The sequence below is a fragment of the Vibrio sp. B183 genome (genome assembly GCF_000740665.1).
GTDB lineage: Bacteria > Pseudomonadota > Gammaproteobacteria > Enterobacterales > Vibrionaceae > Vibrio > Vibrio coralliilyticus.
In genome coordinates this window covers 1-23,027 of sequence record NZ_JPQB01000012.1, presented here as the reverse complement: position 1 = coordinate 23,027, position 23,027 = coordinate 1, and the positions used below count along the sequence as shown (strand labels likewise).

Here is a 23,027-nt window from a genome sequence, read left to right as displayed (position 1 = left end):
TATTCCTTACTACAACCTTTGCCCTGTTACAGACGAGCAAAATCATTAAATATCGCCACTGCCATCAGAGAGAAAATAATTGCCCCACCAATGCGGTACCCCATTTCCTGAATTCGTTCAGGAACTGGTCGTCTGATCACTGCTTCAATAGCAAAAAACAGTAAGTGTCCACCATCCAACATAGGTAATGGCACAAGGTTAATGATGCCTAAGTTGACACTAATTAGCGCTAGGAAACCAAGGAAATATACCAACCCATAGTCGGCGGTCGTCCCTGCTCCTTTTGCAATTGAAATAGGTCCACTTAGGTTATTTAATCCAACGTCACCAACAATCAGCTTTTTAAGCATGCTGATCGTTAGATCGATAATTTGTCCGGTTTTCTCAATCGCTTTTCCGACTGATTCAAATACACCAAATTGGAGCTCGAAGCGATAATTTTCCGGCCATTCTGCGACTTCAGGAGCGATTCCGGCAAATCCAATCGTTCGCTTATCCGCAAGTTCACGACTATCGGGGGTTAGAATGAGATTTTGTCTCTCACCAGCACGCTCAATTTGCAAGTCAATAGCTTGATTCGGATGCCCTTGAATCAGCTCAACTACTTGCTGCCAATTAGTGATCGGTTGACCGTTTGCAGCGAGCAATGTATCTCCAGCTTGTAAGCCTGCCGCTTCACCAGCTCCTCCTTCAGAAATCGTCACCAGTGTGGTAGAAATTTCCGGGGTGAAAGGCTTAAAACCCAATGCTGACATAGCAGACTCGTGTTCTGGGTCAAAGTTCCAATTGGTTAAATCAAAAGTTCTAACTTCTTCAACACCCACACCGTCAGCCGGGGCCACTGTCATCGTTAACTGCTCATCACCAATATGGCCAATCAATCCCATATTGACGGATTCCCAGTCCGGAGTTTGGACGCCAGAGACGGCTTTTAGTTCCATTCCGGATTCTAAACCTGCTTCAGCAGCGATAGAATGAGGTTCTACCTGACCAACCACGGGCTTAACCGCTGGTACACCAATCATGAATACCAGCCAGTAAGCAAATACAGCAAAGAAAAAGTTAAATGCAGGCCCTGCCGCTACTATCGAAGTTCGCTTCCATAAAGGTTGCGTATCAAAAGCGTGTTTTTTCTGCTCTTCAGGTACGTCATCTACACGTCCGTCGAGCATCTTCACGTAGCCACCTAATGGAATGATTGAAATACTGTATTCAGTGCCATCTTTACCTATTTTGCTCCAGATTGATTTACCAAAACCAATCGAGAACTTCTCGACTTTGACACCACAGCGGCGCGCAACCCAGAAATGGCCATATTCATGCACGGCAACTAAAATACCTAACGCAATGATAAATGATGCGAAATTCCACAATATCCCAGTCATAATGCACGCTCTTCAATGATTTCGACGGCCAACGCTCGCGCCATTTTATCCAGCTCTAAGATGCTTTCCAAGCTATCACAAACTGAATGATTATTGTTAGAGCAAACTTGCTCCACCACTCGCTCGTTGACAACAGCAATATCAGTGAATTTGAGCTGGCGTGACAGGAAATGCTCGACCGCCACTTCGTTTGCCGCATTCAATGCAGTAGTTGCATGCTGCCCTTCATAACAAGCCTCAATGGCCAGTTTCAGACAAGGGTAACGTTTAAAGTCGGGTTCTAAGAAAGTCAATTCACCCACAGTGGTGAAGTCCAAAGGCTTTACACCTGCAGACACACGTTCTGGATAGGACAGTGTGAGCGCAATCGGCGTCGCCATATCGGGTTCACCCATTTGTGCCAGTACCGAACCATCTTTGTATTGAACCATAGAATGGATGACGGATTGAGGATGAATCAAAACTTTGAGCTGCTCGTGGCATGTGTTAAACAACCATTTAGCTTCAATGTACTCCAGACCTTTGTTCATCATGGTGGCAGAGTCAACCGAAATTTTTGGCCCCATCGACCAGTTTGGATGGGCAATGGCTTGCTCAGGTGTGACAGCTGGCAACGTGCTGATATCGCTATAACGGAAAGGGCCGCCGGAACCAGTCAACAAAATATGTTGGATGCCATGCTCACTTAAATCACAACCACCAAGATTGGTCTGAATCGACTCTGGCAAACATTGGAATATCGCATTGTGTTCACTATCTACAGGCATGAGTTCAGCACCGTGGGCTTTCACCGCATCGATAAATAGCTGCCCTGACATGACCAAAGCTTCTTTGTTAGCCAGTAAGATGCGCTTGCCTGCTTTGACTGCCGCCATTGTCGGTAGCAAACCTGCCGCGCCAACAATCGCTGCCATCACGGTATCAACTTCGTCAAATGAAGAAACATGACACATGGCTTCCTGACCCGCTAACACTTGCGTTGAAATTTTGAGTTCTTGCAACTGTGTTTTCAGCGTCATCGCGGCACTATCACTGGCCATAACTGCATATTTAGGCTGCCATCTCTGACAAAGTTGGCGCATCTTATCGACATTATTACCCGCAGCCAGGGCTACAATCGAGAAGTGCTGAGGATTCTGTTCAATAACTTTAAACGTGCTGTCACCTATCGAGCCGGTTGCACCTAAAATTGTCAGCTTACGCATAGCTAGAAACCAATGAGAGTATAACGGCAGGCTCTAACCTGCCTTATAAATTAGAATATGAAGTATAGAAGAGCAAAGACCGGAAACGCAGCTGTCAGGCTGTCAATTCGGTCCAGTACACCGCCGTGACCTGGAATGATGTTGCTGCTATCTTTGATACCAGACACACGCTTAAACATGCTTTCAACTAAATCTCCCAATACGGATATCACTACGGTTACTAGCGTAATCATCACCATTGCAACCGGGCTGCTGAACTCAATTTCAAACCAATTCGCCGTTGCCCAACCAACAGCAATCGCAGTAACAATGCCACCAATCAAACCTTCAATGGTCTTGTTCGGGCTAACATGGGGAGCCATTTTTCGCTTACCAAAGCTCTTTCCTGCAAAGTATGCACCACTGTCAGCTGCCCAGACAATAAAACATACAAACAGGACGAGTTTTGCTCCGTGATAAGTATCTTGGTTGATACCTTCCGCTCTAAGCAATAAAACACTCCAGAAAAAGGGGAGCAAGGTCAAAATACCAAACAGGTGACGAAGCACGTTGGAGTGCTGCCAGAATTTGGCTGAGTTAGGGTAAGTGATGGCTAAACTGCTGGAAGCCAACCACCAGACACCACCCGCCAGAAGTACTGCTAAATGTCCTTCAGTCACCGTATTTAAGCTAAGTGCATCAAAAGGAAGCAGGGTCAGTGTCGCAACACTGACTAAAAGGCCAGGGATTAACGCGGTAAGACGTGTTTTATAATCAACAAACTGAGTCCATTCCCAATACCCAATCACTGTCACGACTGCAATCGCGAGCATGAACAAGGGAAGCGATAGCTCAAAAATGCCGAGTATCACTAATGGAGCAAGGATAAGCGCGGTTATAATTCTTTGTTTCAAACTTGATTCCTTTAATCGCTTTCCATCAATGCCTTGATTTGTTCACCGGTACAACCGAATCGTCTCTCTCGATTAACAAACCAAGTCACTGCTTCAATCAAGCTGTTTTCATCGAACTCTGGCCAGTAAATTGGCGTAAAATACATCTCAGCGTAAGCCATTTGCCACAGCATAAAGTTACTGATTCGGCATTCACCACTGGTTCGAATCAGCAAATCAACTTCAGGTAAATCTGACATCGTCAGGTGTTGTGTGATTAGCGCTTCATCAATCTCATCAGCACTGAGCTCACCTTTTGATACCTTTTGTGCGATGACTTTAGTTGCTTCAACAATATCCCACTTGCCACCGTAGTTGGCCGCAATATTGATGACCATCCCGCTGTTATCCGCCGTTAATGCTTCAGCCTGGGCAATTTTCTTTTGCAAACGCTCATTGAATCGACTTGTGTCACCAATCACACGCAAACGTAGGTTGTTTTTGTGCAGCTTTTTTACTTCTGTCGACAAAACAGTAATAAATAGCTCCATCAAGACGCCCACTTCTTCTTCTGGACGACGCCAATTTTCACTACTGAAAGCGAATAAAGTAATGGCTTTAATGCCTAGCTTGGCAGAGGTAGAGATCGCCTTTCTGACGGCTGCAACACCATTTTTATGGCCAAATACACGCGGTTTGCCTTGTGCTTTCGCCCAGCGGCCATTGCCGTCCATGATGATTGCAATATGTTTAGGAAGTGATTCTGGTGAGAGTTGAGAGTTTTGCATACAAGGATTTATGATTACCAGCAGGGGACAAAGAGTAGCATAAAAAAACGCTGTGCTGCGAGCACAGCGTTCTCTGTATCCAGAGTCTAGATGGAATTAAACTTCCATCAACTCTTTTTCTTTTGCCGCTAATACTTCATCGACTTGCTTAACAGCAGCGTCAGTGATTTTCTGGATCTCGTCCTGACCTTTACGATCTTCATCTTCAGAGATTTCTTTGTCTTTCAGTAGCGCTTTTAGTTCACCGTTCGCATCACGACGAATATTACGGATAGCCACACGACCACCTTCAGCTTCGCCACGAACGATTTTCACGAGATCTTTACGACGCTCTTCCGTTAACGGTGGAAGTGGAACGCGGATGATAGTACCTGCAGACATAGGGTTTAGGCCTAGGTCAGACATCATGATCGCTTTCTCAACTTTTGGCGTTAGCTCTTTATCGAATACTGTGATTGCTAGTGTACGAGCATCTTCTGCTACTACGTTCGCGACCTGGTTTAGAGGAGTAGGCGCACCGTAGTACTCTACTGAAATACCAGAAAGTAGGCTTGGATGAGCACGACCTGTACGTACTTTAGAAAGGTTGTTCTTTAGCGCTTCTACGCTTTTTTCCATGCGCTCTTGAGCGTCTTGTTTGATTTCGTTAATCACAATATCACCTTAATGTGTAATTCTTTTCAGAAGAAAGCCTAATCAGGATTCTTCAAAAGGCAATGCCGCAGCATGAATTAGCCACGCTGCGGTTGAATGAATTATTCAGCAGTACTAATCAGTGTGCCTTCTGCTTCACCCATTACCACGCGACGTAGTGCGCCTGGTTTGTTCATATTGAATACGCGGATTGGCATTTTATGGTCACGAGCCAGTGTAAATGCTGCTAAATCCATCACTTTTAGTTCTTTATCAAGAACTTCTGCGTAGCTCAGGTTATCATACAGCTCTGCGTCAGGGTTGGCTACTGGGTCAGCCGTAAATACACCGTCAACTTTTGTCGCTTTTAGAACTACGTCAGCTTCGATTTCAATTCCGCGTAGACATGCAGCAGAGTCTGTTGTAAAGAATGGGTTACCAGTACCTGCTGAGAAGATAACAACACGACCTTGGCGCAACTCGCGGATTGCATCTGCCCAGTTGTAATCGTCACATACACCTTTTAGTGGGATTGCAGACATAACACGAGCATTGACGTATGCACGGTGCAAAGCGTCACGCATCGCTAAACCGTTCATTACTGTTGCTAACATACCCATGTGGTCACCAACAACACGGTTCATACCCGCTTCAGCAAGACCTGCACCACGGAACAAGTTACCACCACCGATAACCACACCGACCTGAACACCCAGTTCAACCAGTTCTTTTACTTCTTGAGCCATACGATCCAAGATCGCAGGATCAATACCAAAACCTTCTTCGCCTTGAAGTGCTTCACCACTCAGTTTTAACAGAATACGTTGATACGCTGGTTTAGGGTTCGTAGTCATGGAGTTTACCTTCCAAAAGAGAGTTGTTGTTGATTAACAGTCATGGATGGACAAGAGATGCATTTTCTATTCTGAAAAACGCTGAGTTCTTGCCCATTCATCACGGTTAATCGTTTAGACGCCAGTCGTAAAAAGACCGCAGCCTTGGCTACGGTCTAAACTTTATGCGCTTCTCTAAGGTTTAACCTTTTTGAGCAGCTGCTACTTCGTCAGCGAAGCTCATTTCTTCGCCTTTATCGATACCTTCACCTACTTCTAGGCGAACGAATGTAGCTACTGAAGCACCGCGCTCTTTCAGGATTTCGCCTACAGACTTCTTAGGTTCCATAACGAAAGCTTGACCAGTCAGAGAGATTTCGCCTGTGAATTTCTTCATGCGGCCAACAACCATTTTCTCTGCGATTTCAGCTGGTTTACCTTCGTTCATAGCGATTTCTACTTGAACAGCTTTCTCTTTTTCTACTACGTCAGCAGGTACGTCTTCTGGGTTTACGTACTCTGGACGAGAAGCAGCTACGTGCATTGCAACGTGCTTAAGAGTTTCAGCGTCGCCTTCACCAGCAACAACTACACCGATTTTCTCACCGTGACGGTAAGAAGCGATTGCAGCACCTTCAACGTACTGAACGCGACGGATGTTGATGTTTTCGCCGATCTTAGCAACAAGAGCTACACGCTCTTCTTCGAATTTAGCAACTAGCTCTTCAACAGAAGCTTTAGATGCTAGAGCGTCTGCTGCAACTTTCTCTGCGAATGCAGTGAAGTTAGCATCTTTAGCAACGAAGTCAGTTTGGCAGTTAACTTCAAGAAGAACTGATACACCGTTGTCTTCTTTGATGATGATTGCACCTTCAGCCGCAACGTTACCTGCTTTCTTAGCAGCTTTCGCAGCGCCTGATTTACGCATGTTTTCGATTGCTAGTTCAACGTCGCCGTTAGTTTCAACTAGCGCTTTCTTACATTCCATCATGCCTGCGCCAGTACGGTCGCGCAGTTCTTTAACTAGAGCAGCAGTAACAGCCATTCTCTATTCCTCAGTTTAAATCTGGATTTGGTAAAAAACAGGGGCCTACATTTTCGGCCCCTGCTGATAACTATAACTTAGTTTATGCGACAACTAGATTTCACATAGACCAAGTGTGACGCGGAGCCGCTATTATTCAGCTTCTACGAAACCGTCTTTTTCAGCAGCTGCAGCAACATCTTTGTTACGACCTTCAGTTACTGCAGAAGCAGCAGCGTTTAGGTATAGCTGTACCGCACGGATTGCGTCATCGTTACCAGGGATAACGAAGTCAACGCCATCTGGGTTAGAGTTAGTATCAACTACAGCGTAAACTGGGATACCTAGGTTGTTTGCTTCTTTAACTGCGATGTGCTCGTGATCAGCGTCGATTACGAATAGAGCGTCTGGTAGGCCGCCCATATCTTTGATACCACCAAGAGATTTCTCTAGCTTCTCCATTTCGCGAGTACGCATTAGAGCTTCTTTCTTAGTTAGCTTGTCAAAAGTACCGTCTTGAGACTGTGCTTCTAGGTCTTTTAGACGCTTGATAGACTGACGAACAGTTTTGTAGTTTGTTAGCATACCGCCTAACCAGCGGTTGTTAACGTAGAACTGGTTGCTTGCAACAGCAGCTTCTTTAACAGCTTCAGATGCAGCGCGCTTAGTACCTACAAATAGAACTTTACCTTTCTTTTCGCCAACTTTAGCTAGCTCAGCTAGAGCGTCGTTGAACATTGGTACAGTTTTTTCTAGGTTGATGATATGAACCTTGTTACGAGCACCAAAGATGAATGGCTTCATTTTTGGGTTCCAGTAACGAGTCTGGTGACCGAAGTGAACACCAGCTTTAAGCATATCGCGCATTGATACAGTTGCCATTTTAAAATCCTCTATGGGGTTAGGCCTCCACATCCCCCATGATTCCGACTAGGCTTCTGCCCAGCACCCCGGAATATGTGACGGAATGTGTGTGATTTAAAGATATAAGTTAATTGGAAGTCGTCAGCTTCGCCGCGAGGTTTCACCAAGAAGAGAGAACAGACCACATTTCCGGCGCGCTTTATACCATATTTTTGCCCTTCATGGCTAGTAAAAAACGATTATTCATTGCACAGACTGGCTCTCTCAGTGCCTACTCGCGTATAGAGCTACATGAAGAATCATTCTCATTATGTACGGTTCCTGCTAGAATGCGCCCATTCGCACCATAGAGTGCCACTGAATGAAATAGAGAAAGCCGATGTCAATCAAGATCAAAACCGCTGAAGAAATCGAGCGCATGCGAATCGCAGGCGCACTGGCCGCTGAAATCCTAGAAATGATCGAACCTCACATCAAAGAAGGGGTAACGACGGATGAATTGAACCAGATTTGTCACGACTACGGGATCGAAAAAGGCGCTTACTCTGCCCCTCTTGATTACCACGGGTTCCCTAAATCCATTTGTACTTCAATCAACCACATTGTGTGTCACGGTATCCCAGCGTCAGAAGACGAAGTGGGTAGCAACGGTCAGCCGAAACCTGCCGTTTTGAGAAACGGAGACATCATCAACGTTGATATTACTGTCATTGTTCCTAACGATGAAAATGCCGACCTCAGCGTGCGCCCGCAGGGTTATCATGGCGACACATCTAAGATGTTCTTCGTCGGTGATGTGTCTCCGGCTGATAAGCGCCTGTGTATGGTCACGCAAGAAGCACTGTATGTGGGGATGCGCAAGGTAAAACCAGGAGCAACTGTCGGTGACATCGGTACTGCGATTGAAAAGTACATTAAAGAAAACAACAAAAAGAACCCACGTAATAAGTTCTCTATTGTAAAAGACTTCTGTGGCCATGGTATCGGTAATGAGTTCCACGAAGAACCACAGATTGTTCATTACAAGAACAACGATCGCCGTGTTCTTAAAGAAGGCATGTGCTTTACTATCGAACCGATGATTAACGCTGGTAAGTTCGGCGTCACAGTTGACGCTGAAGATGACTGGACTGTCTATACCGGTGACGGCAAGAAGTCAGCACAATACGAACACACATTGCTGGTAACCAAGACGGGCTGTGAGGTAATGACTTTACGCAGCGACGACACCATCCCTCGTATAATGAACAACGTCTAATCTGATTTATTGACTTAATATCCCCGTTTCACGGGGATATTTTTTTATCAGCGCCATTTTGATAGATTGGTATCTAATGGATATTTAGCACGGACTAGCGGTATGCCCTTTCAGTCTCCTCTGACATTTGAAGATGATCAGATCTCAGTCAATGAACTCAAATCTCAACTGGAGCAATTTGCTCTCTATCAGAAGCAGGAATTTCTCGAACATCACCCTGTGACCGACCTCGTTTTAGGTCGTTCTGATTATGTTGATTTACTTCTCAACCGCCTGTGGCAACACTTTGGCTTTTCCGACCTGCCGAATATCAGCTTAGTTGCGGTCGGTGGTTATGGACGGGGTGAACTTCACCCACTGTCAGATATCGATATTTTGATCGTTTCTCGCCATAGCTTACCCGATAACTTGGCGAGCAAAGTCAGTGAGTTCATTACCTTACTCTGGGATCTTAGACTCGAAATAGGCCATGCAGTACGGACGGTTGAAGAGTGTGCGGCTATAGGCCGCGACGATCTCACTGTTGCCACCAACTTGCAGGAAGCCAGATTACTGTGCGGCTGTGAAGAGACTTTCCAGAAGTTAAAACTGGAAATTCATTCCGAATCGTTTTGGCCAAGTGAAACCTTTTACAAAGCGAAAATTCAAGAGCAGCGAAGTCGTCACGCTAGATATCATGACACCACATACAATCTTGAACCTGATATCAAATCGACACCAGGGGGGCTGCGAGATATCCATACCTTGAGCTGGGTCGCCAGACGCCATTTTGGTGCGACGTCTTTGCTCGAAATGAGCAAATATGGCTTTCTAACCGACGCTGAATATCGTGAACTAGTTGAGTGCCAAGATTATCTCTGGAGAGTGCGCTTTGCACTGCACTTACATCTGAAAAGGTACGACAATCGCCTTACCTTTGCCCATCAGGCTCAAGTCGCAGATTGTCTAGGCTTCGAAGGCGAAGGGAATCGCGGCGTTGAAATGATGATGAAGGAGTTCTACCGTACGCTGAGACGTGTCGCTGAACTCAACAAAATGCTGCTTAAACTGTTTGACCAAGCCATTTTAAACAATGGGGTGGAGTGTCAACCTGAGATCCTCAGTGAAGATTTTCAGCGTCGGGGTCACCTAATAGAAGCTCGCAAGCCAGCTTTATTTCAGGCCCGTCCAGAAACCATTCTCGATATGTTCCTTCATATCGCTAACGACTCAAGCATTGAAGGGGTTGCACCACCGACGCTACGTCAACTTCGAACCGCTCGTCGCCGACTGAACAAGTTCCTTCATACCATTCCTGAGGCACGAGAAAAATTTATTGAGCTTTGTCGCCACCCGAACGCTCTGCACAAGGCTTTCAGTTTGATGCACAAGCTTGGTGTTCTCGCCGCTTACTTACCACAATGGAGCCAGATTGTGGGTCAGATGCAGTTTGATCTGTTCCATGTGTACACCGTCGACGAGCACAGCGTTAGGTTGCTCAAACACATCAACACCTTCGGTAACTCACAGAATTACGACAAGCACCCTATCTGCTGCGAAGTGTACCCACGTATTCAAAAGAAAGAGTTGTTGATCATTGCGGCTATTTTCCACGACATCGGTAAAGGGCGCGGCGGTGACCACTCAGTGATTGGGGAAGGGGAAGCTTACAGCTTTTGTATCGAGCACGGTCTCTCAAAACCTGAAGCCAAATTGGTCGCCTGGCTAGTAAGGCATCACCTGCTTATGTCAGTCACTGCACAACGCCGTGATATTTATGATCCAGAGGTGATCACTGAATTTGCCAAACAGGTACGTGACGAAGAATACCTTGAGTATCTGGTGTGCTTAACCGTGGCCGATATCTGCGCGACTAACCCCGAACTATGGAACAGCTGGAAACGGACCCTATTGGCAGAGCTCTTTTACTCCACACAACGAGCATTGCGCCGCGGGCTGGAGAACCCTGTCGATGTTAGAGAGCGAATCCGCCACAACCAGCAGCTCGCCTCTGCCCTATTACGCAAAGAAGGATTTAGTGCACGAGAAATTGAAGTGCTATGGCAGCGTTTCAAAGCGGATTATTTTCTCCGTCACACCCACAAGCAGATCGCTTGGCACTGTATGCACTTGCTCCGCCATGAAGATCATGCAAAACCACTAATCTTAATCTCGAAGAAAGCGACCCGAGGGGGCACGGAAGTGTTTGTCTATAGCCGTGACCAACACGCCTTATTCGCAACAGTGGTGGCCGAGCTGGATAGGCGTAATTTTAACGTTCACGACGCTCAGGTTATGACTAGTAAAGATGGTTATGTACTCGATACTTTTATGGTCTTGGACCAACACGGTCAGGCGGTTGATGAAAGCCGTCACAAGGCCGTGATTAAACATCTAGCCCACGTGTTGAAAGATGGCAGGCCAACAAAAATCAAAACCCGTCGTGTACCACGCAATCTTCAGCACTTTAAAGTCAAAACACGGGTCGATTTCCTACCAACAAAAAGCAAAAAGCGTACTTTAATGGAGTTTGTTGCCTTAGACACACCAGGGTTACTGGCAACCATCGGGGCGACTTTTGCGGATTTAGACCTTCACCTTCATGCAGCAAAAATCACCACCATTGGTGAACGAGCAGAAGATTTGTTCATCATCACCGGTGAGCAAGGTGGCAAGTTAACTGAAGAGCAAGAAGCACAACTTAGAGAAAGTCTCACCGCTAATGTGGCCGAGCTGGCACCGTAAGCGATCTTGTCCACAAGTTGTAAAGGTGTACTAAAAATCAGCTATCTACAACGTGATTAGGCTGCTACATTATTGATGTTAACAATATTTGTACACCCTGCTCATAAGTGCGCAGGGTGATTTTGAATCAACACAAAGAGGTAGCCTATGTTCCCACACCTCACTGGTTTAGGTATTCACGATCCTAAACAGATTGAGCGCTATTCACTACGCCAAGAAGCGCACAAGGATGTGTTAAAGATCTATTTCCACAAGCAGAAAGGCGAGTTATTCGCTAAAAGCGTAAAGTTCAAATATCCCCGTCAGGTTAAAAACGTTCTTGTGGACAGCGGAAGCCATAAGTACAAAGAAGTAACTGAGATCAACCGCAATCTGACTCTAGTGATCGATGAGTTGAACAAACTCACTAAGCCAGAGAAGCTCGTTGAAGTGGATGTGAAGCAGAAGATTCTTTCCGATCTTCGCCACCTAGAGAAAGTCGTTTCAAGTAAGATCACAGAGATCGAAGCTGATCTAGAAAAACTTAAATAAATCGCTTCAAGAATAGAAACAATTTGAAGGGCCGATGTAAGAGAATCAGCCCTTTTCTTTTACGTGTGAGAGACCAGAAACCTGCTCACCACCTCATCAAACTAGACGAGCCAGCCTGCGTATTCGCCCACCAAGTAAAGCGCAACACCAGCCATGATACCCGCGACGATATCATCCAGCATAATACCCAATCCACCGTGGACACGCTTATCTAACCAGCCAATCGGCCATGGCTTAACCATATCAAAGAAACGAAACAGCACGAACCCGGTCACTACCCATTTCCAGTCCGTCGCTGAAAGTTGAAACAATGGCACCACCAGCATGGTTATCCAAAAGCCGGCGAATTCATCCCATACGATGGAACCATGGTCGTGCACCCCCATGTCGTCCGAGGTCACCTGACATATTTTGATACCAATCAGGCAAGAGGCAATTACAGCCAAGATGTATACAGGTAAAGGTAACTGAACCAAAAAGAAGTAGAAAGGGACTGCAGCCAGCGTCCCCATCGTACCCGGCACGACAGGAGAAAGGCCACTACCAAAGCCTGTCGCGAGCAGGTGCCAAGGGTTTTTCAATGAGATAAGTGAAAGTGGATTTGTCATTGTACTACTTAGAATTATTTAAAGTGATCATAGCCTTGCAGCATCCAATCTAACGCTTGCCCTTGCTGGTGCAACTCAAACGTTCCTTGTGGTCGTATTTGACCAATGCAGGTAATCTTAGCGCCACAATGCGCAAGAGCACTCTCGATGGAGCCTTTATTATGCTCAGGTACCGTAAAGCACAGTTCGTACTCTTCCCCGCTGGACAAGGCATATTGCTGAGCTTCAGCTAAAGTACCCGAAAATTGGATAAGAGCATTAGAGACAGGTAACAGCGAGACGTCAAGGCTTGCCCCAACAGAAGAACGTTTCAGAATGTGTTGCAGATCTGAAATCAAACCATCTGAAATATCGATAGCTGAGCTGGCGAGATTAAGGAGTGCTTGACCAACCAAAACGCGAGGCGTCGAGAGATAATGGCGTTGTTCTAATTCCTGAGCAAAAGGCTGAGACTTCAGTTCCGGGTTGAGGATGACATCCAGGCCGGCTTTGCTGTCCCCTAAATCACCCGTTACATAAACCCAATCGCCCACTTGAGCCCCATCACGACGTAGTGCTTTATCTGGGTCAACCAACCCTTGCACCGTAAGCGTTAGACTTAACGGGCCTTTAGTGGTGTCACCACCAATCAACTGCACCCCATAATAATCCGCAAGCTCAAAAAATGCGTCGCAGAAAGGCGCTAACCAAGCCTCATCGGGTTCAGGCATCGTCAGGGCAAATGACACCCATGCCGGTGTCGCGCCCATGGCGGCGAGGTCACTGATGTTGGAAGCTAACGCTTTATGAGCGACCCAAGCAGGGTTGGCATTTTCAAGAAAATGAGTCCCTGACACAAGCGTATCTGTGCTGATCGCGACAGAAAGCCCCTCAGGTACTTTGACTAAGGCGCAATCATCACCGGCCGCCAGCAGGACATCTTTACGTGACGCCTGTCGACCGACGAAATACTTTTCAATTAGATTAAATTCACCAGACATAGTACTCAATGTAACGTTAGGCATAAAAAAGGCCAGCATTTGCTGACCTTTTTCTATCAATTCGGCTTATTTTTTGCGAACGTGTGGTGCGGCTTTATCTAGCACACCGTTGACAAACTTGTGGCTCTCTTCAGCAGCGAACACTTTAGCCAGTTCGATTGCTTCATTGATTACCACTTTGTAAGGCACATCTTCACGACGCGTCATTTCATACATAGCAAGACGAAGCAAAGCCAGCTCCATCATGTCCAAATCTTGCATTGGGCGAGCAGTGTAAGGACGAATCTTGCTGTCTAGCTCTGTGTGACTTAGCACAACACCTGTTAGCAGGTCACGGAAGTATGCAACGTCAGTATCTGGTGCAACAAGCGCTGGCTCAGCAGCATGATGCTCTTCTTCATCATACTTACCACCAGATAAGAACTGCTCTTCAATAGTGGCAACATTTTCTTTAGTAATTTGCCATGAGTAGATCGCTTGTAGAGCGAATCGACGTGCATTACGACGTGCGGCTGGTTTCACACTGGCCCCCATTAGGAATCGATTTCAGATAGAACGTTAATCATTTCAAGTGCGCTTAGTGCAGCCTCTGCACCTTTATTACCAGCCTTGGTTCCTGCGCGCTCGATAGCTTGGTCAATTGTATCAACGGTCAATACACCAAACGCCACTGGAAGACTGTACTCCAGAGACACCTGTGCAAGGCCTTTGTTACATTCACTACAAACATAGTCAAAGTGAGGTGTGCCGCCACGAATAACAGTACCTAGTGATACGATCGCATCAAACTTGCCTGTTTTTGCTACGCGCTGAGCTACCAATGGAAGTTCAACCGCACCCGGACAACGAACAACGGTGATGTTATCTTCGCTGATTTGTCCATGACGCTTTAAAGTATCGATTGCACCAGACAATAGACTTTCGTTAATAAAACTGTTGAAACGAGAAATAACGATAGCAATTTTTGCGTTTGGCGCTGGGAAGCCACCCTCGATCACTTTCATAAGCCTTCCTTTAACTATGTTCATCAAGTGAGAATCGCCGGATTCTAGCACAAATCTGTGAGCAATATCTAATGGAAATTTAGCATTACTCAATTAGCAGAACGGCGTTAAAAACAAAGAAGGCAATTGGTTCATCACCCTTTGCCTTCTTATACAATCTAGTCGCTTTCTATCTGCTTATTCGCAAACGTATTCAACCACATTAAGACCGAACCCACCCAAGGCGTGGTATTTCTTATTAGTTGAAGAAAGTAGACGCATGTCATGCACACCCAAATCCGCCAAAATCTGCGAACCGACACCAACACGTCGTGATGTTCCTTGCTTCTTCGCCAAGGTTGGCGCTTCGCCTTTATCTTGGGCTTCAAACATTTTCACTCGGTGGATAAGCAAGTCAGTTGACTCTTCATTACCAAGAATCACCAAGACTCCACCTTCTTCACCAATGCGCTTCATTGCTTTATCTAGCGTCCAGCTTCTTTCAGCATTGCGATCACTACGCAGTAGGTCAGTAAACGTATCCTGAAGGTGAACTCGAACCAATGGCGCGTTCTCTTGCACGTTGCCTTTACATAGCGCGTAGTGAACCTGATTGTCGATAGTATCGCGGAAGGTCACCAGTTCAAACTCACCGTATTCTGTCGGCAATTTACACTCTGCAACACGCTCGATAGTCGTTTCTGTATTGTTGCGGTATTCGATCAAGTCAGCAATCGTGCCTAGCTTTATATCATGTTTTTCAGCGAAGATTTCTAGGTCTGGGCGTCGAGCCATTGTGCCGTCGTCATTGAGAATTTCAACAATAACACCAGAAGGTTCAAAACCAGCCAAACGCGCCAAGTCACAACCTGCTTCAGTGTGGCCAGCACGAGTCAGGACACCACCATCTTGTGCGGCAAGCGGGAAGATATGTCCTGGTTGAACCAAGTCAGCCGCTTTGGCGTCTTTTGCAACAGCAGCTTGCACGGTGCGCGCACGATCTGCTGCTGAAATACCTGTTGTCACGCCTTCCGCCGCTTCAATAGAAACAGTGAAGTTAGTCGTGTACTGCGCGTTGTTGTCCTGAACCATAGGTGGCAAGCCTAAACGCTCACAACGCTCTTTAGTCATCGTCAAGCAGATCAGGCCACGGCCGTGAGTTGCCATGAAGTTGATCGCTTCTGGAGTGACATGTTCGGCCGCCATGATCAGATCGCCTTCATTTTCACGATCTTCGTCATCCATCAGGATGACCATTTTACCTAAGCGAATGTCTTCGATGATTTCTTGAGGCGTACTAATTGGCATTTCTCTGTTCCTGTTATCTGGGCACTTGGCGACTTTATTCTGTGTCAACGCCCAGCGTTCTAGGCTGGGCGTCCGTTAATTTATGCAAAACCGTTTTGCTGGAGAAACTCCATGGTCAAACGCGATTCTGGCTGCTCTTTTTGGCTAGTCAGTAAACGTTCCATGTAGCGCGCTAACACGTCCACTTCCAAATTCACTTTTCGTCCAACATGGAAATCCGCGATGGTCGTCTCTTCGCCAGTGTGTGGCACTATCGTAAGTTTGAAGGCATTTTTGCGCAGAGCATTCACCGTCAGGCTGATACCATCCACAGTAACAGAGCCTTTCTCAGCAACATATTTAGATAGTTCTTCAGGCATGGAAACCCAAAACTCAATCGCTCTCCCCACCTGATTACGTTCAGTAATTTCACCAACACCATCCACGTGACCAGAAACAATATGACCACCAAAACGTGTGGTTGGCAGCATGGCTTTTTCGAGATTGACCTTGCCACCCACTTGGTAATCCGTGAACCCAGTTTTGTTCAATGTTTCTAACGACAAATCGGCGCTATAGCTGGTTGAATTGAAATCCACAACCGTCAAACACACGCCATTCGTTGCTATGCTATCGCCGAGTTTGACGTCTGACATATCCAGCTTACCCACTTCAACGGTGACACTAATGTCTTCACCTTTCGGAGTAATTGCTGTTAGCGTACCAACAGCTTCAATAATTCCTGTAAACATATTTACGCTTCTTTGTTCTTAAGTCGGGCTACAAGGCGAATATCTTGGCCAACTTGTCTGATATCTTGAATATCGAGTTCAATGACCTCTGCCATCGACTCTAGGCCAAGTGCACCGAATAAGCCTCGGCCGTCACTGCCCATAATTTTAGGCGCTAGATACAATACTAACTCATCCACCAAGCCTTCTTTAATCAGACTGCTTGCCAGAGTGGCACCCGCTTCAACCCAGAGATGATTAATATTGTGATGGGAGATCAAATTTGCAAATGTTGATTTCAAATCGATTTGCTCAGAGTCATTAAGTAAGGGAGCTACATCGCCTTGTGCAGAGACAACAATACGCTCACCGTCAGTCGAATAGAATTTGAGTTCGGAAGATAGCTGCTGCTGACGATCCAACACCACTCTGACAGGCTGGCGCACATCATTTTCAGGCAGCTTAGCCTGCACAGACTCAGGTAGCTCAGACCAACGGACATTCAGTGATGCATTGTCCTCAATCACCGTTTTGCTTGTCGATAAGATAGCGCCGGCTTGAGCACGATAGTTTTGCACATCTTGTCTTGCCTGAGGAGACGTGATCCACTGGCTTTGACCGTTACTCAGCGCGGTTTGGCCATCAAGGCTTGCGGCCATTTTCAACTGCACAAATGGCATTCCGGTTTTCATACGCTTGATGAAAGCAGAGTTCAGAGCCATCGCATCGCTTTCTAGCAATCCAACCTGAACTTCAATACCCGCATCTCGCAGCATTTTAATGCCACGCCCCGCCACCTGTGGGTTTGGGTCTTCCATGGCACAAATCACTTTCGCAACCTTGGCTTTAATCAAACCTTCAGCGCATGGAGGGGTACGGCCATAATGAGAACAAGGCTCGAGGGTAACATAAGCGGTCGCCCCGACAGACTTGTCGCCTGCCATTCTTAACGCATGTACTTCAGCATGAGGTTCGCCAGCACGATAGTGAAAACCTTCACCCACGATATCGTCATCAAGGGTAATAACACAACCAACATTCGGATTTGGTGCTGTGGTGTAGATGCCGCCTTTAGCTAATTCAATCGCACGCGACATCATTTGATAATCTTGAGGGGTGAATTCAGACATGTTTACGTTAATCTTCTAATCGGGCAATTTCTTCGCCAAACTCACGAATATCTTCAAAGCTACGGTAAACGGATGCAAAGCGAATGTAAGCGACTTTATCCAGTTCCTTAAGCTGATCCATAACCAAATTACCGATCATTTCACTAGGCACTTCACGCTCTCCAGTCGCTCGTAGCTGAGATTTGATCATGCTGATCGCCAGCTCAACAGAGTCCGCACTCACTGGGCGTTTTTCCAACGCTCGCTGCAAACCACCGACCATTTTATCTTCATTGAATGGTTCGCGATTTCCATTTGATTTAATCACGCGAGGCATCACAAGTTCAGCAGTTTCGAATGTGGTAAAGCGTTCGCTACAAGCTAGACACTGCCTGCGACGGCGAACCTGATGACCGTCGGCCACCAGACGAGAATCGATCACTTTCGTATCATTCTCAGAGCAAAAAGGACAATGCATATCACCTCCATAATATACTCAAACAACCTCTGCGCTTAGAATCAATAAAGGGACTTTGTTCAATGCAAACCCCAACGAGAATCCCTTTTAGGATAAGTTGTTAACGCGCAAACGAAGTCACTTGAGTATATCGCAGCTAGTGTAGCGGATTTGGTAAAGTGAAGAAAAGCAAAAGGGGCGAAATCGCCCCTTTTTCATATCGGAATACTGAGTTTTGTTAACTACGCGGTAGGTAGTTAGCCTTTCCTACCCATTTATAGCTGGTAAGCTCTTCTAACCCCATTGGCCCACGAGCATGCAGCTTCTGTGTCGACACCGCAACCTCAGCCCCTAAGCCAAACTGCGCGCCATCAGTAAATCGAGTAGAAGCGTTAACATACACAGCAGCAGAACCCACTGAGTTGATGAACAACTCCGAGTTTTCCAAGCTGTTCGTCATAATTGCATCAGAGTGGCTGGCATTATGGACTCGCATATGATCGATAGCTTGTTTGACATCCTTAACCACTTTGACACCAAGAGTGAAGCTGAGCCATTCCGTATCAAAGTCCCCTTCGCCACTATCACGTATCTGTTTAGCAGTCGCCATCAAAGCCTTTGCTTGAGGCTCAGCAACAAATGTGACTTTATCTTCCATGCGAGCTTTCAACATTGGCAGAAACTCGGCTGCGATAGCTTCGTGAACCAATAAAGTATCCAGTGCATTACAAGCCGAAGGACGCTGCACTTTCGCATTCTCGACGACTTCTAGAGATTTCTGGAGATCAGCACTCTCATCAACAAATACATGACTGATACCAAAGCCGCCAATAATGACAGGGATCGTGCTGTTTTCTTTACACATTTTGTGAAGACCAGCGCCACCACGTGGAATGATCATGTCAACGTAATCATCGAGCTTAAGCAGTTGAGAAACCAACTCTCGATCCGGCTTCTCAATATACTGAACCGATGCCGCAGGCAGCTCGGCTTTAGCAAGCGCCGACTGAATAACCTTGACCAGCTCCATATTGGAGAAAAACGTCTCTTTACCACCACGAAGGATGCTTGCGTTACCCGTTTTTAAACACAGGGCAGCAATATCAATAGTCACGTTCGGGCGCGCTTCGTAGATGACGCCAACAACCCCTAATGGCACTCGACGGCGAGATAAAGACATGCCGTTTTCTAGGACTTTGCTATCAATTTCACTGCCGACGGGATCATTAAGGCTAATCACGTTACGTACGTCATTAGCGATCCCCGCTAAACGGTCTTCGTTAAGCAGCAGGCGATCAAGTAACGCCTCTGTCAGACCAGCTTCACGACCCAATTCAATATCTTTCGCGTTCGCGGCCAAAATCGTGTCTGCGTTGGCTTCAAGTTCATCTGCAATGAGCGCTAGTGCTTGGTTTTTTTGCGCCGTTGATGCTGTTGCCAGTTGGAAAGCTGCGTCTTTGGCAGCTTGACCCATAGAAATCAGTTCCACTATCTTTCCCTCAATTATTCCTGAATAACGACCATATCGTCACGGTGCAGCACTTCGCTGCCATAGTCGTAACCCAAAATTCCTAAAATATCTTTACTGTGCTTACCAATTATCTTGGTCATGTCTTGGCTGGAGTAGCTGGAAATCCCACGCGCAACCAATGCACCGCTCTGATCAGTCACACGCACCACCTCACCGCGGGCAAATTCGCCACTCACGTGAGTCACTCCCTTAGCCAGCAGACTACTGCCTTTATCGATGACTGCTTTCACCGCTCCGTCATCAATGACAATATCACCTGACGCGGCTGGCCCAGCCAGAATCCAGCGTTTGCGACTTTCGAGCGCTTCTTCAATTGGCAGAAAGCGGGTACCTTGCGGTTCTTCACCTAATGAGTCGAATACCACATTAGGTGCGCTACCAGCTGCGATGATCACTTCAATTCCAGCTCGTCGAGCAATATCCGCCGCCTGAAGTTTGGTTGCCATCCCGCCAGTACCTAGCGTTGTGCCACTGCCTCCGGCGATTTTGCGCAGCGTGTCATCAATGGTTTTCACTTCTTTGATCAATTCAGCATTTGGGTCTTTGCGCGGATCAGCGGTAAATAGCCCTTTCTGATCTGTCAGTAGGAGCAATTTGTCTGCCCCACAAAGAATACCGACTAAAGCTGACAAGTTATCGTTATCACCCACTTTGATTTCACTGGTCGCTACCGCGTCATTTTCATTTACGATAGGAATGATGTCATTGTCGACTAAAGCATTGATGGTATCGCGGGCATTCAGAAAGCGTTCTCGGTCTTCCATGTCTGCACGAGTCAGCAGCATCTGACCAATTTTAATTCCGTAGATACCGAACAAGGCTTCCCAAGTTTGAATCAATTGGCTCTGCCCCACCGCAGCCAATAACTGCTTATTGGCCATCGAGTTGGGCAGTGCGGGGTAACCTAGGTGCTCTCGGCCAGCCGCAATTGCGCCAGACGATACCATGACCACAGAGTGGCCCAGTTTCTTCAGCTCAGCACACTGGCGCGCCAACTCAACCATATGAGCGCGATCTAACGCCAATGTCCCACCAGTTAATACACTGGTACCCAGTTTCACAACCACAGTTTGGCGCTGTGTTGTGTTTCCGCATTCTTGATTCATTGTCTCTCTGCTATGAAATTAAAAATAATCACCCATTGCTCTGGTTTGCATAGCAACACGCAGTATCAGCAAAATGGTTATCAGACCTGATGTTTTAACAATCAAAGCATAAATTCACAAGTAGAAAAGGCGCCGTGAGGCGCCTTTTTGATAGATAAAATAGATAGAGGAATAAATTTAGACGAACTCAACAGATTCTTTGTGTAAATCTAACGTCATATCAAATTGAGTCTGTAGGGTTTCAACCAGCTTTTGATGGAAAGCTTCTTGGGTGCGGTTAACTTCTTCAATGGCTTTTTTTGGTAACTTCTCGTCCACCCAGTCCCCTTTAACATCATAGAGGCCAGTGCGATAACGAGCAGCGAATGTCTGCCCTTCTTGTTCCAGCTCTAACCACCATCCCCAGAACTCTCTTTCTTCCGGCGATTTTTTGTCATTCACACAGACAGAAAGACAATCAAACAAGTAACGGCCTTCTTCACTTTGTGACTCTCTCAGATATGGGCCAATGGCCTTTAACGTAGACATCAAGCGGTAATGAGTTGGACTTTTTGGCTGTTCAGACATAATGAATCTCCATATTCAATATCTGTAATGATTATTCGTTGCAATTATGACGAGCAAATAAACAGGACTGCTTAGTTTGGGTATTGCCCTTATATGAGTCTTGCCTAATTTATTAGATTTGTCATCTAATTAGCTCGTCCTCCAACCACTTAATCGCCAAATCGAGGGATTGCTCATATCCTTGTGTAATTGTTTTTGCACTGATTTTCTTCGCTTTTCCGTAATCACTAAACAAGGCAACCAGCTGGTTATCACTGTAGGGTGAAACCGGATCGCTTTCGAGGCTCATTGCCAGAATAGGCACCTTAGTTTTACGGTTAGATAAAATGCCCTGCACCTTAAGCGACCAAGCCATCAACTGACCCGCCAAACTGTTGACGTCTACCGCGTTCTTCCCTAAGCGCGATGCTAAAACATCAAGGTACATTTTCGGCATTTTCTTCAACTTTTCCGGCGAAGAAAGTACATCGTGAATCGGCGCTCCTAAGCTGACACACGCTTTAATCTTATCTGGCTCCATAAAAGACAGTCTGACTAGAGCATTGCCGCCAAACCGGAACCCAATCAACCCCACCCTATGATGATCAACCCAAGGAATATTAAACAGTTCGTTCAATACCGCTTGGTGGATGCAAGAGGTATCTTCTGTTAGCGTCCAATGGCTGCTATGCCCAACTGAAGGCATATCGACAGTCAACATAGCGATGTCTTTTTTCGCTAAATGGTCACGGAACAACTTCCACATGTCGGTTTGTAAGCTATCCAGCCCCGCACTGACCATCACCACAGGTTGCGGCTTATCGGTTTTGGTCAAATGAAGATGGGCAATTATGCGTTTATTCTGGTAGGGAATTTCTATCTGCTTAACGATGTATTTTGTTTTCTTGGAGGCTTCCGTATACGCATTGCTGGCAAGAACCTGAGCCTGAGTTGCCAGATTATCATTCTTAAGATGCGGGTAACCGGCAATACTAAAACATAAAGAAGCATTGAACAGTTCATCGGCGGCTTCTTCACCCTTTAATTCATTAGAACGTTTGTGATGCAGCATACCCAGCTTGGTCCACTCGTAAGTCCAGTTCCCACTGTGGTAGCCCATTACGGTATCTAGCCACTCGTCGTGAGTACGTGAATGTTTTGAGGAGGCAATTTTTGCCAATACCGCTTCGACTTCAATAGGATCCAAACCTTGCCATGCCCACTGCATTCGACGCAGGTTTCGATACCATTTAAAGCCATCTTGTTCACGCTTTTCATCCAACATCGATTGGCTGCTGGGCATGTATTGCGTCAGTGCGGAGGTTTCTTTGGCTTGTTTATGATTGGTGAACAGGGTTTCGGAGAGGTTTTTGCTCACTTCTTCAGACATAAGGAGGCCTAGTTAGAATAATTTTCTACATTGTATACCTGTCACGATGTAAAAGGCAGGCCAGAGTCAAGGTTCACTGCATTAGTTCACGAAAAGTTATGATAGGAAAATAGAGAAAGGAGAGGCAACATTGGGAAAACCACGAGAGGCAAATGGCAACCCAGTAAAAATCCACCTGCATA

General features: G+C 46.3%; 23 protein-coding genes. 3 read left to right on the top strand and 20 right to left on the bottom strand.

Annotation, left to right across the window (positions count from 1 at the left end; all coding sequences use genetic code 11):
- Positions 1–26: 26 nt before the first annotated feature.
- From rseP to rpsB, 8 genes are all read right to left on the bottom strand, one after another.
- A complete protein-coding gene (rseP, locus tag IX95_RS13020; protein ID WP_021456398.1) occupies positions 27–1,385 on the bottom strand; it encodes a sigma E protease regulator RseP in 1,359 nt (452 codons plus the stop codon).
- Positions 1,382–2,590, bottom strand: a complete 1,209-nt coding sequence (gene ispC, locus IX95_RS13015) for a 1-deoxy-D-xylulose-5-phosphate reductoisomerase (RefSeq protein WP_038160737.1) — start codon at positions 2,588–2,590, stop codon at positions 1,382–1,384. The genes rseP and ispC overlap by 4 nt, the downstream gene beginning before the upstream one ends.
- Before the next feature lie 50 nt (positions 2,591–2,640).
- Positions 2,641–3,483 (bottom strand): phosphatidate cytidylyltransferase, encoded by an 843-nt coding sequence (locus IX95_RS13010; RefSeq protein ID WP_038160735.1) that lies wholly within the window; start codon positions 3,481–3,483, stop codon positions 2,641–2,643.
- A gap of 11 nt (positions 3,484–3,494) precedes the next feature.
- Entirely contained in the window at positions 3,495–4,250 is a 756-nt protein-coding gene (locus IX95_RS13005) for an isoprenyl transferase (RefSeq protein ID WP_021456401.1), read from the bottom strand.
- A gap of 96 nt (positions 4,251–4,346) precedes the next feature.
- Positions 4,347–4,904 (bottom strand): ribosome recycling factor, encoded by a 558-nt coding sequence (frr, locus tag IX95_RS13000; protein WP_019276443.1) that lies wholly within the window; start codon positions 4,902–4,904, stop codon positions 4,347–4,349.
- 101 nt (positions 4,905–5,005) lie between these two features.
- Entirely contained in the window at positions 5,006–5,737 is a 732-nt protein-coding gene (pyrH, locus tag IX95_RS12995) for a UMP kinase (RefSeq protein WP_006957910.1), read from the bottom strand.
- 181 nt (positions 5,738–5,918) lie between these two features.
- Positions 5,919–6,761 (bottom strand): translation elongation factor Ts, encoded by an 843-nt coding sequence (gene tsf / locus IX95_RS12990; protein WP_006957911.1) that lies wholly within the window; start codon positions 6,759–6,761, stop codon positions 5,919–5,921.
- A 132-nt stretch (positions 6,762–6,893) separates the two neighbouring features.
- The gene (gene rpsB, locus IX95_RS12985) at positions 6,894–7,622 is read right to left on the bottom strand and encodes a 30S ribosomal protein S2 (protein ID WP_006957912.1); all 729 of its coding nucleotides are present in this window, start codon (positions 7,620–7,622) and stop codon (positions 6,894–6,896) included.
- Between the two features lie 361 nt (positions 7,623–7,983).
- Between rpsB and map the strand changes: the two genes are divergently transcribed.
- The 3 genes from map (at position 7,984) to IX95_RS12970 (ending at position 12,117) form a co-directional block, all read left to right on the top strand.
- Positions 7,984–8,862 carry a type I methionyl aminopeptidase gene (map, locus tag IX95_RS12980; RefSeq protein WP_038160730.1) on the top strand — a complete coding sequence of 293 codons (879 nt, stop codon included), beginning with the start codon at positions 7,984–7,986 and terminating at the stop codon, positions 8,860–8,862.
- 102 nt (positions 8,863–8,964) lie between these two features.
- A complete protein-coding gene (gene glnD, locus IX95_RS12975) occupies positions 8,965–11,586 on the top strand; it encodes a bifunctional uridylyltransferase/uridylyl-removing protein GlnD (protein ID WP_038160727.1) in 2,622 nt (873 codons plus the stop codon).
- A gap of 147 nt (positions 11,587–11,733) precedes the next feature.
- A complete protein-coding gene (locus IX95_RS12970; protein WP_006957915.1) occupies positions 11,734–12,117 on the top strand; it encodes a DUF3461 family protein in 384 nt (127 codons plus the stop codon).
- Between the two features lie 101 nt (positions 12,118–12,218).
- Here IX95_RS12970 and pgpA read toward each other — a convergent pair whose 3' ends face one another.
- From pgpA to frsA, 12 genes are all read right to left on the bottom strand, one after another.
- On the bottom strand, positions 12,219–12,725 hold the full coding sequence (pgpA, locus tag IX95_RS12965; protein ID WP_038160724.1) for a phosphatidylglycerophosphatase A: 507 nt from the start codon (positions 12,723–12,725) through the stop codon (positions 12,219–12,221).
- A gap of 14 nt (positions 12,726–12,739) precedes the next feature.
- Positions 12,740–13,705, bottom strand: coding sequence for a thiamine-phosphate kinase (thiL, locus tag IX95_RS12960; RefSeq protein ID WP_038160722.1), 966 nt, complete (start codon positions 13,703–13,705; stop codon positions 12,740–12,742).
- Positions 13,706–13,771: 66 nt separating this feature from the next.
- Complete coding sequence (gene nusB / locus IX95_RS12955; RefSeq protein WP_006957918.1) at positions 13,772–14,239, bottom strand: transcription antitermination factor NusB; 468 nt, start codon at positions 14,237–14,239, stop codon at positions 13,772–13,774.
- Positions 14,239–14,709: a 6,7-dimethyl-8-ribityllumazine synthase gene (gene ribH, locus IX95_RS12950; protein WP_006957919.1), complete on the bottom strand. Its 471-nt coding sequence runs from the start codon at positions 14,707–14,709 to the stop codon at positions 14,239–14,241. Before ribH ends, nusB begins: the two co-directional genes overlap by 1 nt.
- A 177-nt stretch (positions 14,710–14,886) precedes the next feature.
- Positions 14,887–15,996: a bifunctional 3,4-dihydroxy-2-butanone-4-phosphate synthase/GTP cyclohydrolase II gene (ribBA, locus tag IX95_RS12945; RefSeq protein WP_038160718.1), complete on the bottom strand. Its 1,110-nt coding sequence runs from the start codon at positions 15,994–15,996 to the stop codon at positions 14,887–14,889.
- A gap of 80 nt (positions 15,997–16,076) precedes the next feature.
- A complete protein-coding gene (locus tag IX95_RS12940; RefSeq protein ID WP_006957921.1) occupies positions 16,077–16,727 on the bottom strand; it encodes a riboflavin synthase in 651 nt (216 codons plus the stop codon).
- 2 nt (positions 16,728–16,729) lie between these two features.
- Complete coding sequence (gene ribD, locus IX95_RS12935; protein WP_038160714.1) at positions 16,730–17,836, bottom strand: bifunctional diaminohydroxyphosphoribosylaminopyrimidine deaminase/5-amino-6-(5-phosphoribosylamino)uracil reductase RibD; 1,107 nt, start codon at positions 17,834–17,836, stop codon at positions 16,730–16,732.
- 7 nt (positions 17,837–17,843) lie between these two features.
- Positions 17,844–18,293: a transcriptional regulator NrdR gene (gene nrdR / locus IX95_RS12930; protein WP_006957923.1), complete on the bottom strand. Its 450-nt coding sequence runs from the start codon at positions 18,291–18,293 to the stop codon at positions 17,844–17,846.
- A 217-nt stretch (positions 18,294–18,510) separates the two neighbouring features.
- A complete protein-coding gene (locus IX95_RS12925) occupies positions 18,511–19,761 on the bottom strand; it encodes a glutamate-5-semialdehyde dehydrogenase (protein ID WP_038160710.1) in 1,251 nt (416 codons plus the stop codon).
- 14 nt (positions 19,762–19,775) lie between these two features.
- Positions 19,776–20,909, bottom strand: a complete 1,134-nt coding sequence (proB, locus tag IX95_RS12920) for a glutamate 5-kinase (protein ID WP_019277477.1) — start codon at positions 20,907–20,909, stop codon at positions 19,776–19,778.
- Between the two features lie 177 nt (positions 20,910–21,086).
- Complete coding sequence (gene crl / locus IX95_RS12915) at positions 21,087–21,476, bottom strand: sigma factor-binding protein Crl (RefSeq protein ID WP_021456408.1); 390 nt, start codon at positions 21,474–21,476, stop codon at positions 21,087–21,089.
- 121 nt (positions 21,477–21,597) lie between these two features.
- Complete coding sequence (gene frsA / locus IX95_RS12910) at positions 21,598–22,845, bottom strand: esterase FrsA (protein WP_006957927.1); 1,248 nt, start codon at positions 22,843–22,845, stop codon at positions 21,598–21,600.
- Positions 22,846–23,027 lie beyond the last annotated feature (182 nt).

What these genes read in the sequence shown, in the direction of transcription:
- rseP (WP_021456398.1), bottom strand. Translation starts at nt 1,385, where the DNA reads ATGACTGGGATATTGTGGAATTTCGCATCATTTATCATTGCGTTAGGT.
- ispC (WP_038160737.1), bottom strand. Translation starts at nt 2,590, where the DNA reads ATGCGTAAGCTGACAATTTTAGGTGCAACCGGCTCGATAGGTGACAGC.
- IX95_RS13005 (WP_021456401.1), bottom strand. Translation starts at nt 4,250, where the DNA reads ATGCAAAACTCTCAACTCTCACCAGAATCACTTCCTAAACATATTGCA.
- pyrH (WP_006957910.1), bottom strand. Translation starts at nt 5,737, where the DNA reads ATGACTACGAACCCTAAACCAGCGTATCAACGTATTCTGTTAAAACTG.
- tsf (WP_006957911.1), bottom strand. Translation starts at nt 6,761, where the DNA reads ATGGCTGTTACTGCTGCTCTAGTTAAAGAACTGCGCGACCGTACTGGC.
- rpsB (WP_006957912.1), bottom strand. Translation starts at nt 7,622, where the DNA reads ATGGCAACTGTATCAATGCGCGATATGCTTAAAGCTGGTGTTCACTTC.
- map (WP_038160730.1), top strand. Translation starts at nt 7,984, where the DNA reads ATGTCAATCAAGATCAAAACCGCTGAAGAAATCGAGCGCATGCGAATC.
- glnD (WP_038160727.1), top strand. Translation starts at nt 8,965, where the DNA reads ATGCCCTTTCAGTCTCCTCTGACATTTGAAGATGATCAGATCTCAGTC.
- IX95_RS12970 (WP_006957915.1), top strand. Translation starts at nt 11,734, where the DNA reads ATGTTCCCACACCTCACTGGTTTAGGTATTCACGATCCTAAACAGATT.
- pgpA (WP_038160724.1), bottom strand. Translation starts at nt 12,725, where the DNA reads ATGACAAATCCACTTTCACTTATCTCATTGAAAAACCCTTGGCACCTG.
- thiL (WP_038160722.1), bottom strand. Translation starts at nt 13,705, where the DNA reads ATGTCTGGTGAATTTAATCTAATTGAAAAGTATTTCGTCGGTCGACAG.
- nusB (WP_006957918.1), bottom strand. Translation starts at nt 14,239, where the DNA reads ATGGGGGCCAGTGTGAAACCAGCCGCACGTCGTAATGCACGTCGATTC.
- ribH (WP_006957919.1), bottom strand. Translation starts at nt 14,709, where the DNA reads ATGAAAGTGATCGAGGGTGGCTTCCCAGCGCCAAACGCAAAAATTGCT.
- ribBA (WP_038160718.1), bottom strand. Translation starts at nt 15,996, where the DNA reads ATGCCAATTAGTACGCCTCAAGAAATCATCGAAGACATTCGCTTAGGT.
- IX95_RS12940 (WP_006957921.1), bottom strand. Translation starts at nt 16,727, where the DNA reads ATGTTTACAGGAATTATTGAAGCTGTTGGTACGCTAACAGCAATTACT.
- ribD (WP_038160714.1), bottom strand. Translation starts at nt 17,836, where the DNA reads ATGTCTGAATTCACCCCTCAAGATTATCAAATGATGTCGCGTGCGATT.
- nrdR (WP_006957923.1), bottom strand. Translation starts at nt 18,293, where the DNA reads ATGCATTGTCCTTTTTGCTCTGAGAATGATACGAAAGTGATCGATTCT.
- proB (WP_019277477.1), bottom strand. Translation starts at nt 20,909, where the DNA reads ATGAATCAAGAATGCGGAAACACAACACAGCGCCAAACTGTGGTTGTG.
- crl (WP_021456408.1), bottom strand. Translation starts at nt 21,476, where the DNA reads ATGTCTGAACAGCCAAAAAGTCCAACTCATTACCGCTTGATGTCTACG.
- frsA (WP_006957927.1), bottom strand. Translation starts at nt 22,845, where the DNA reads ATGTCTGAAGAAGTGAGCAAAAACCTCTCCGAAACCCTGTTCACCAAT.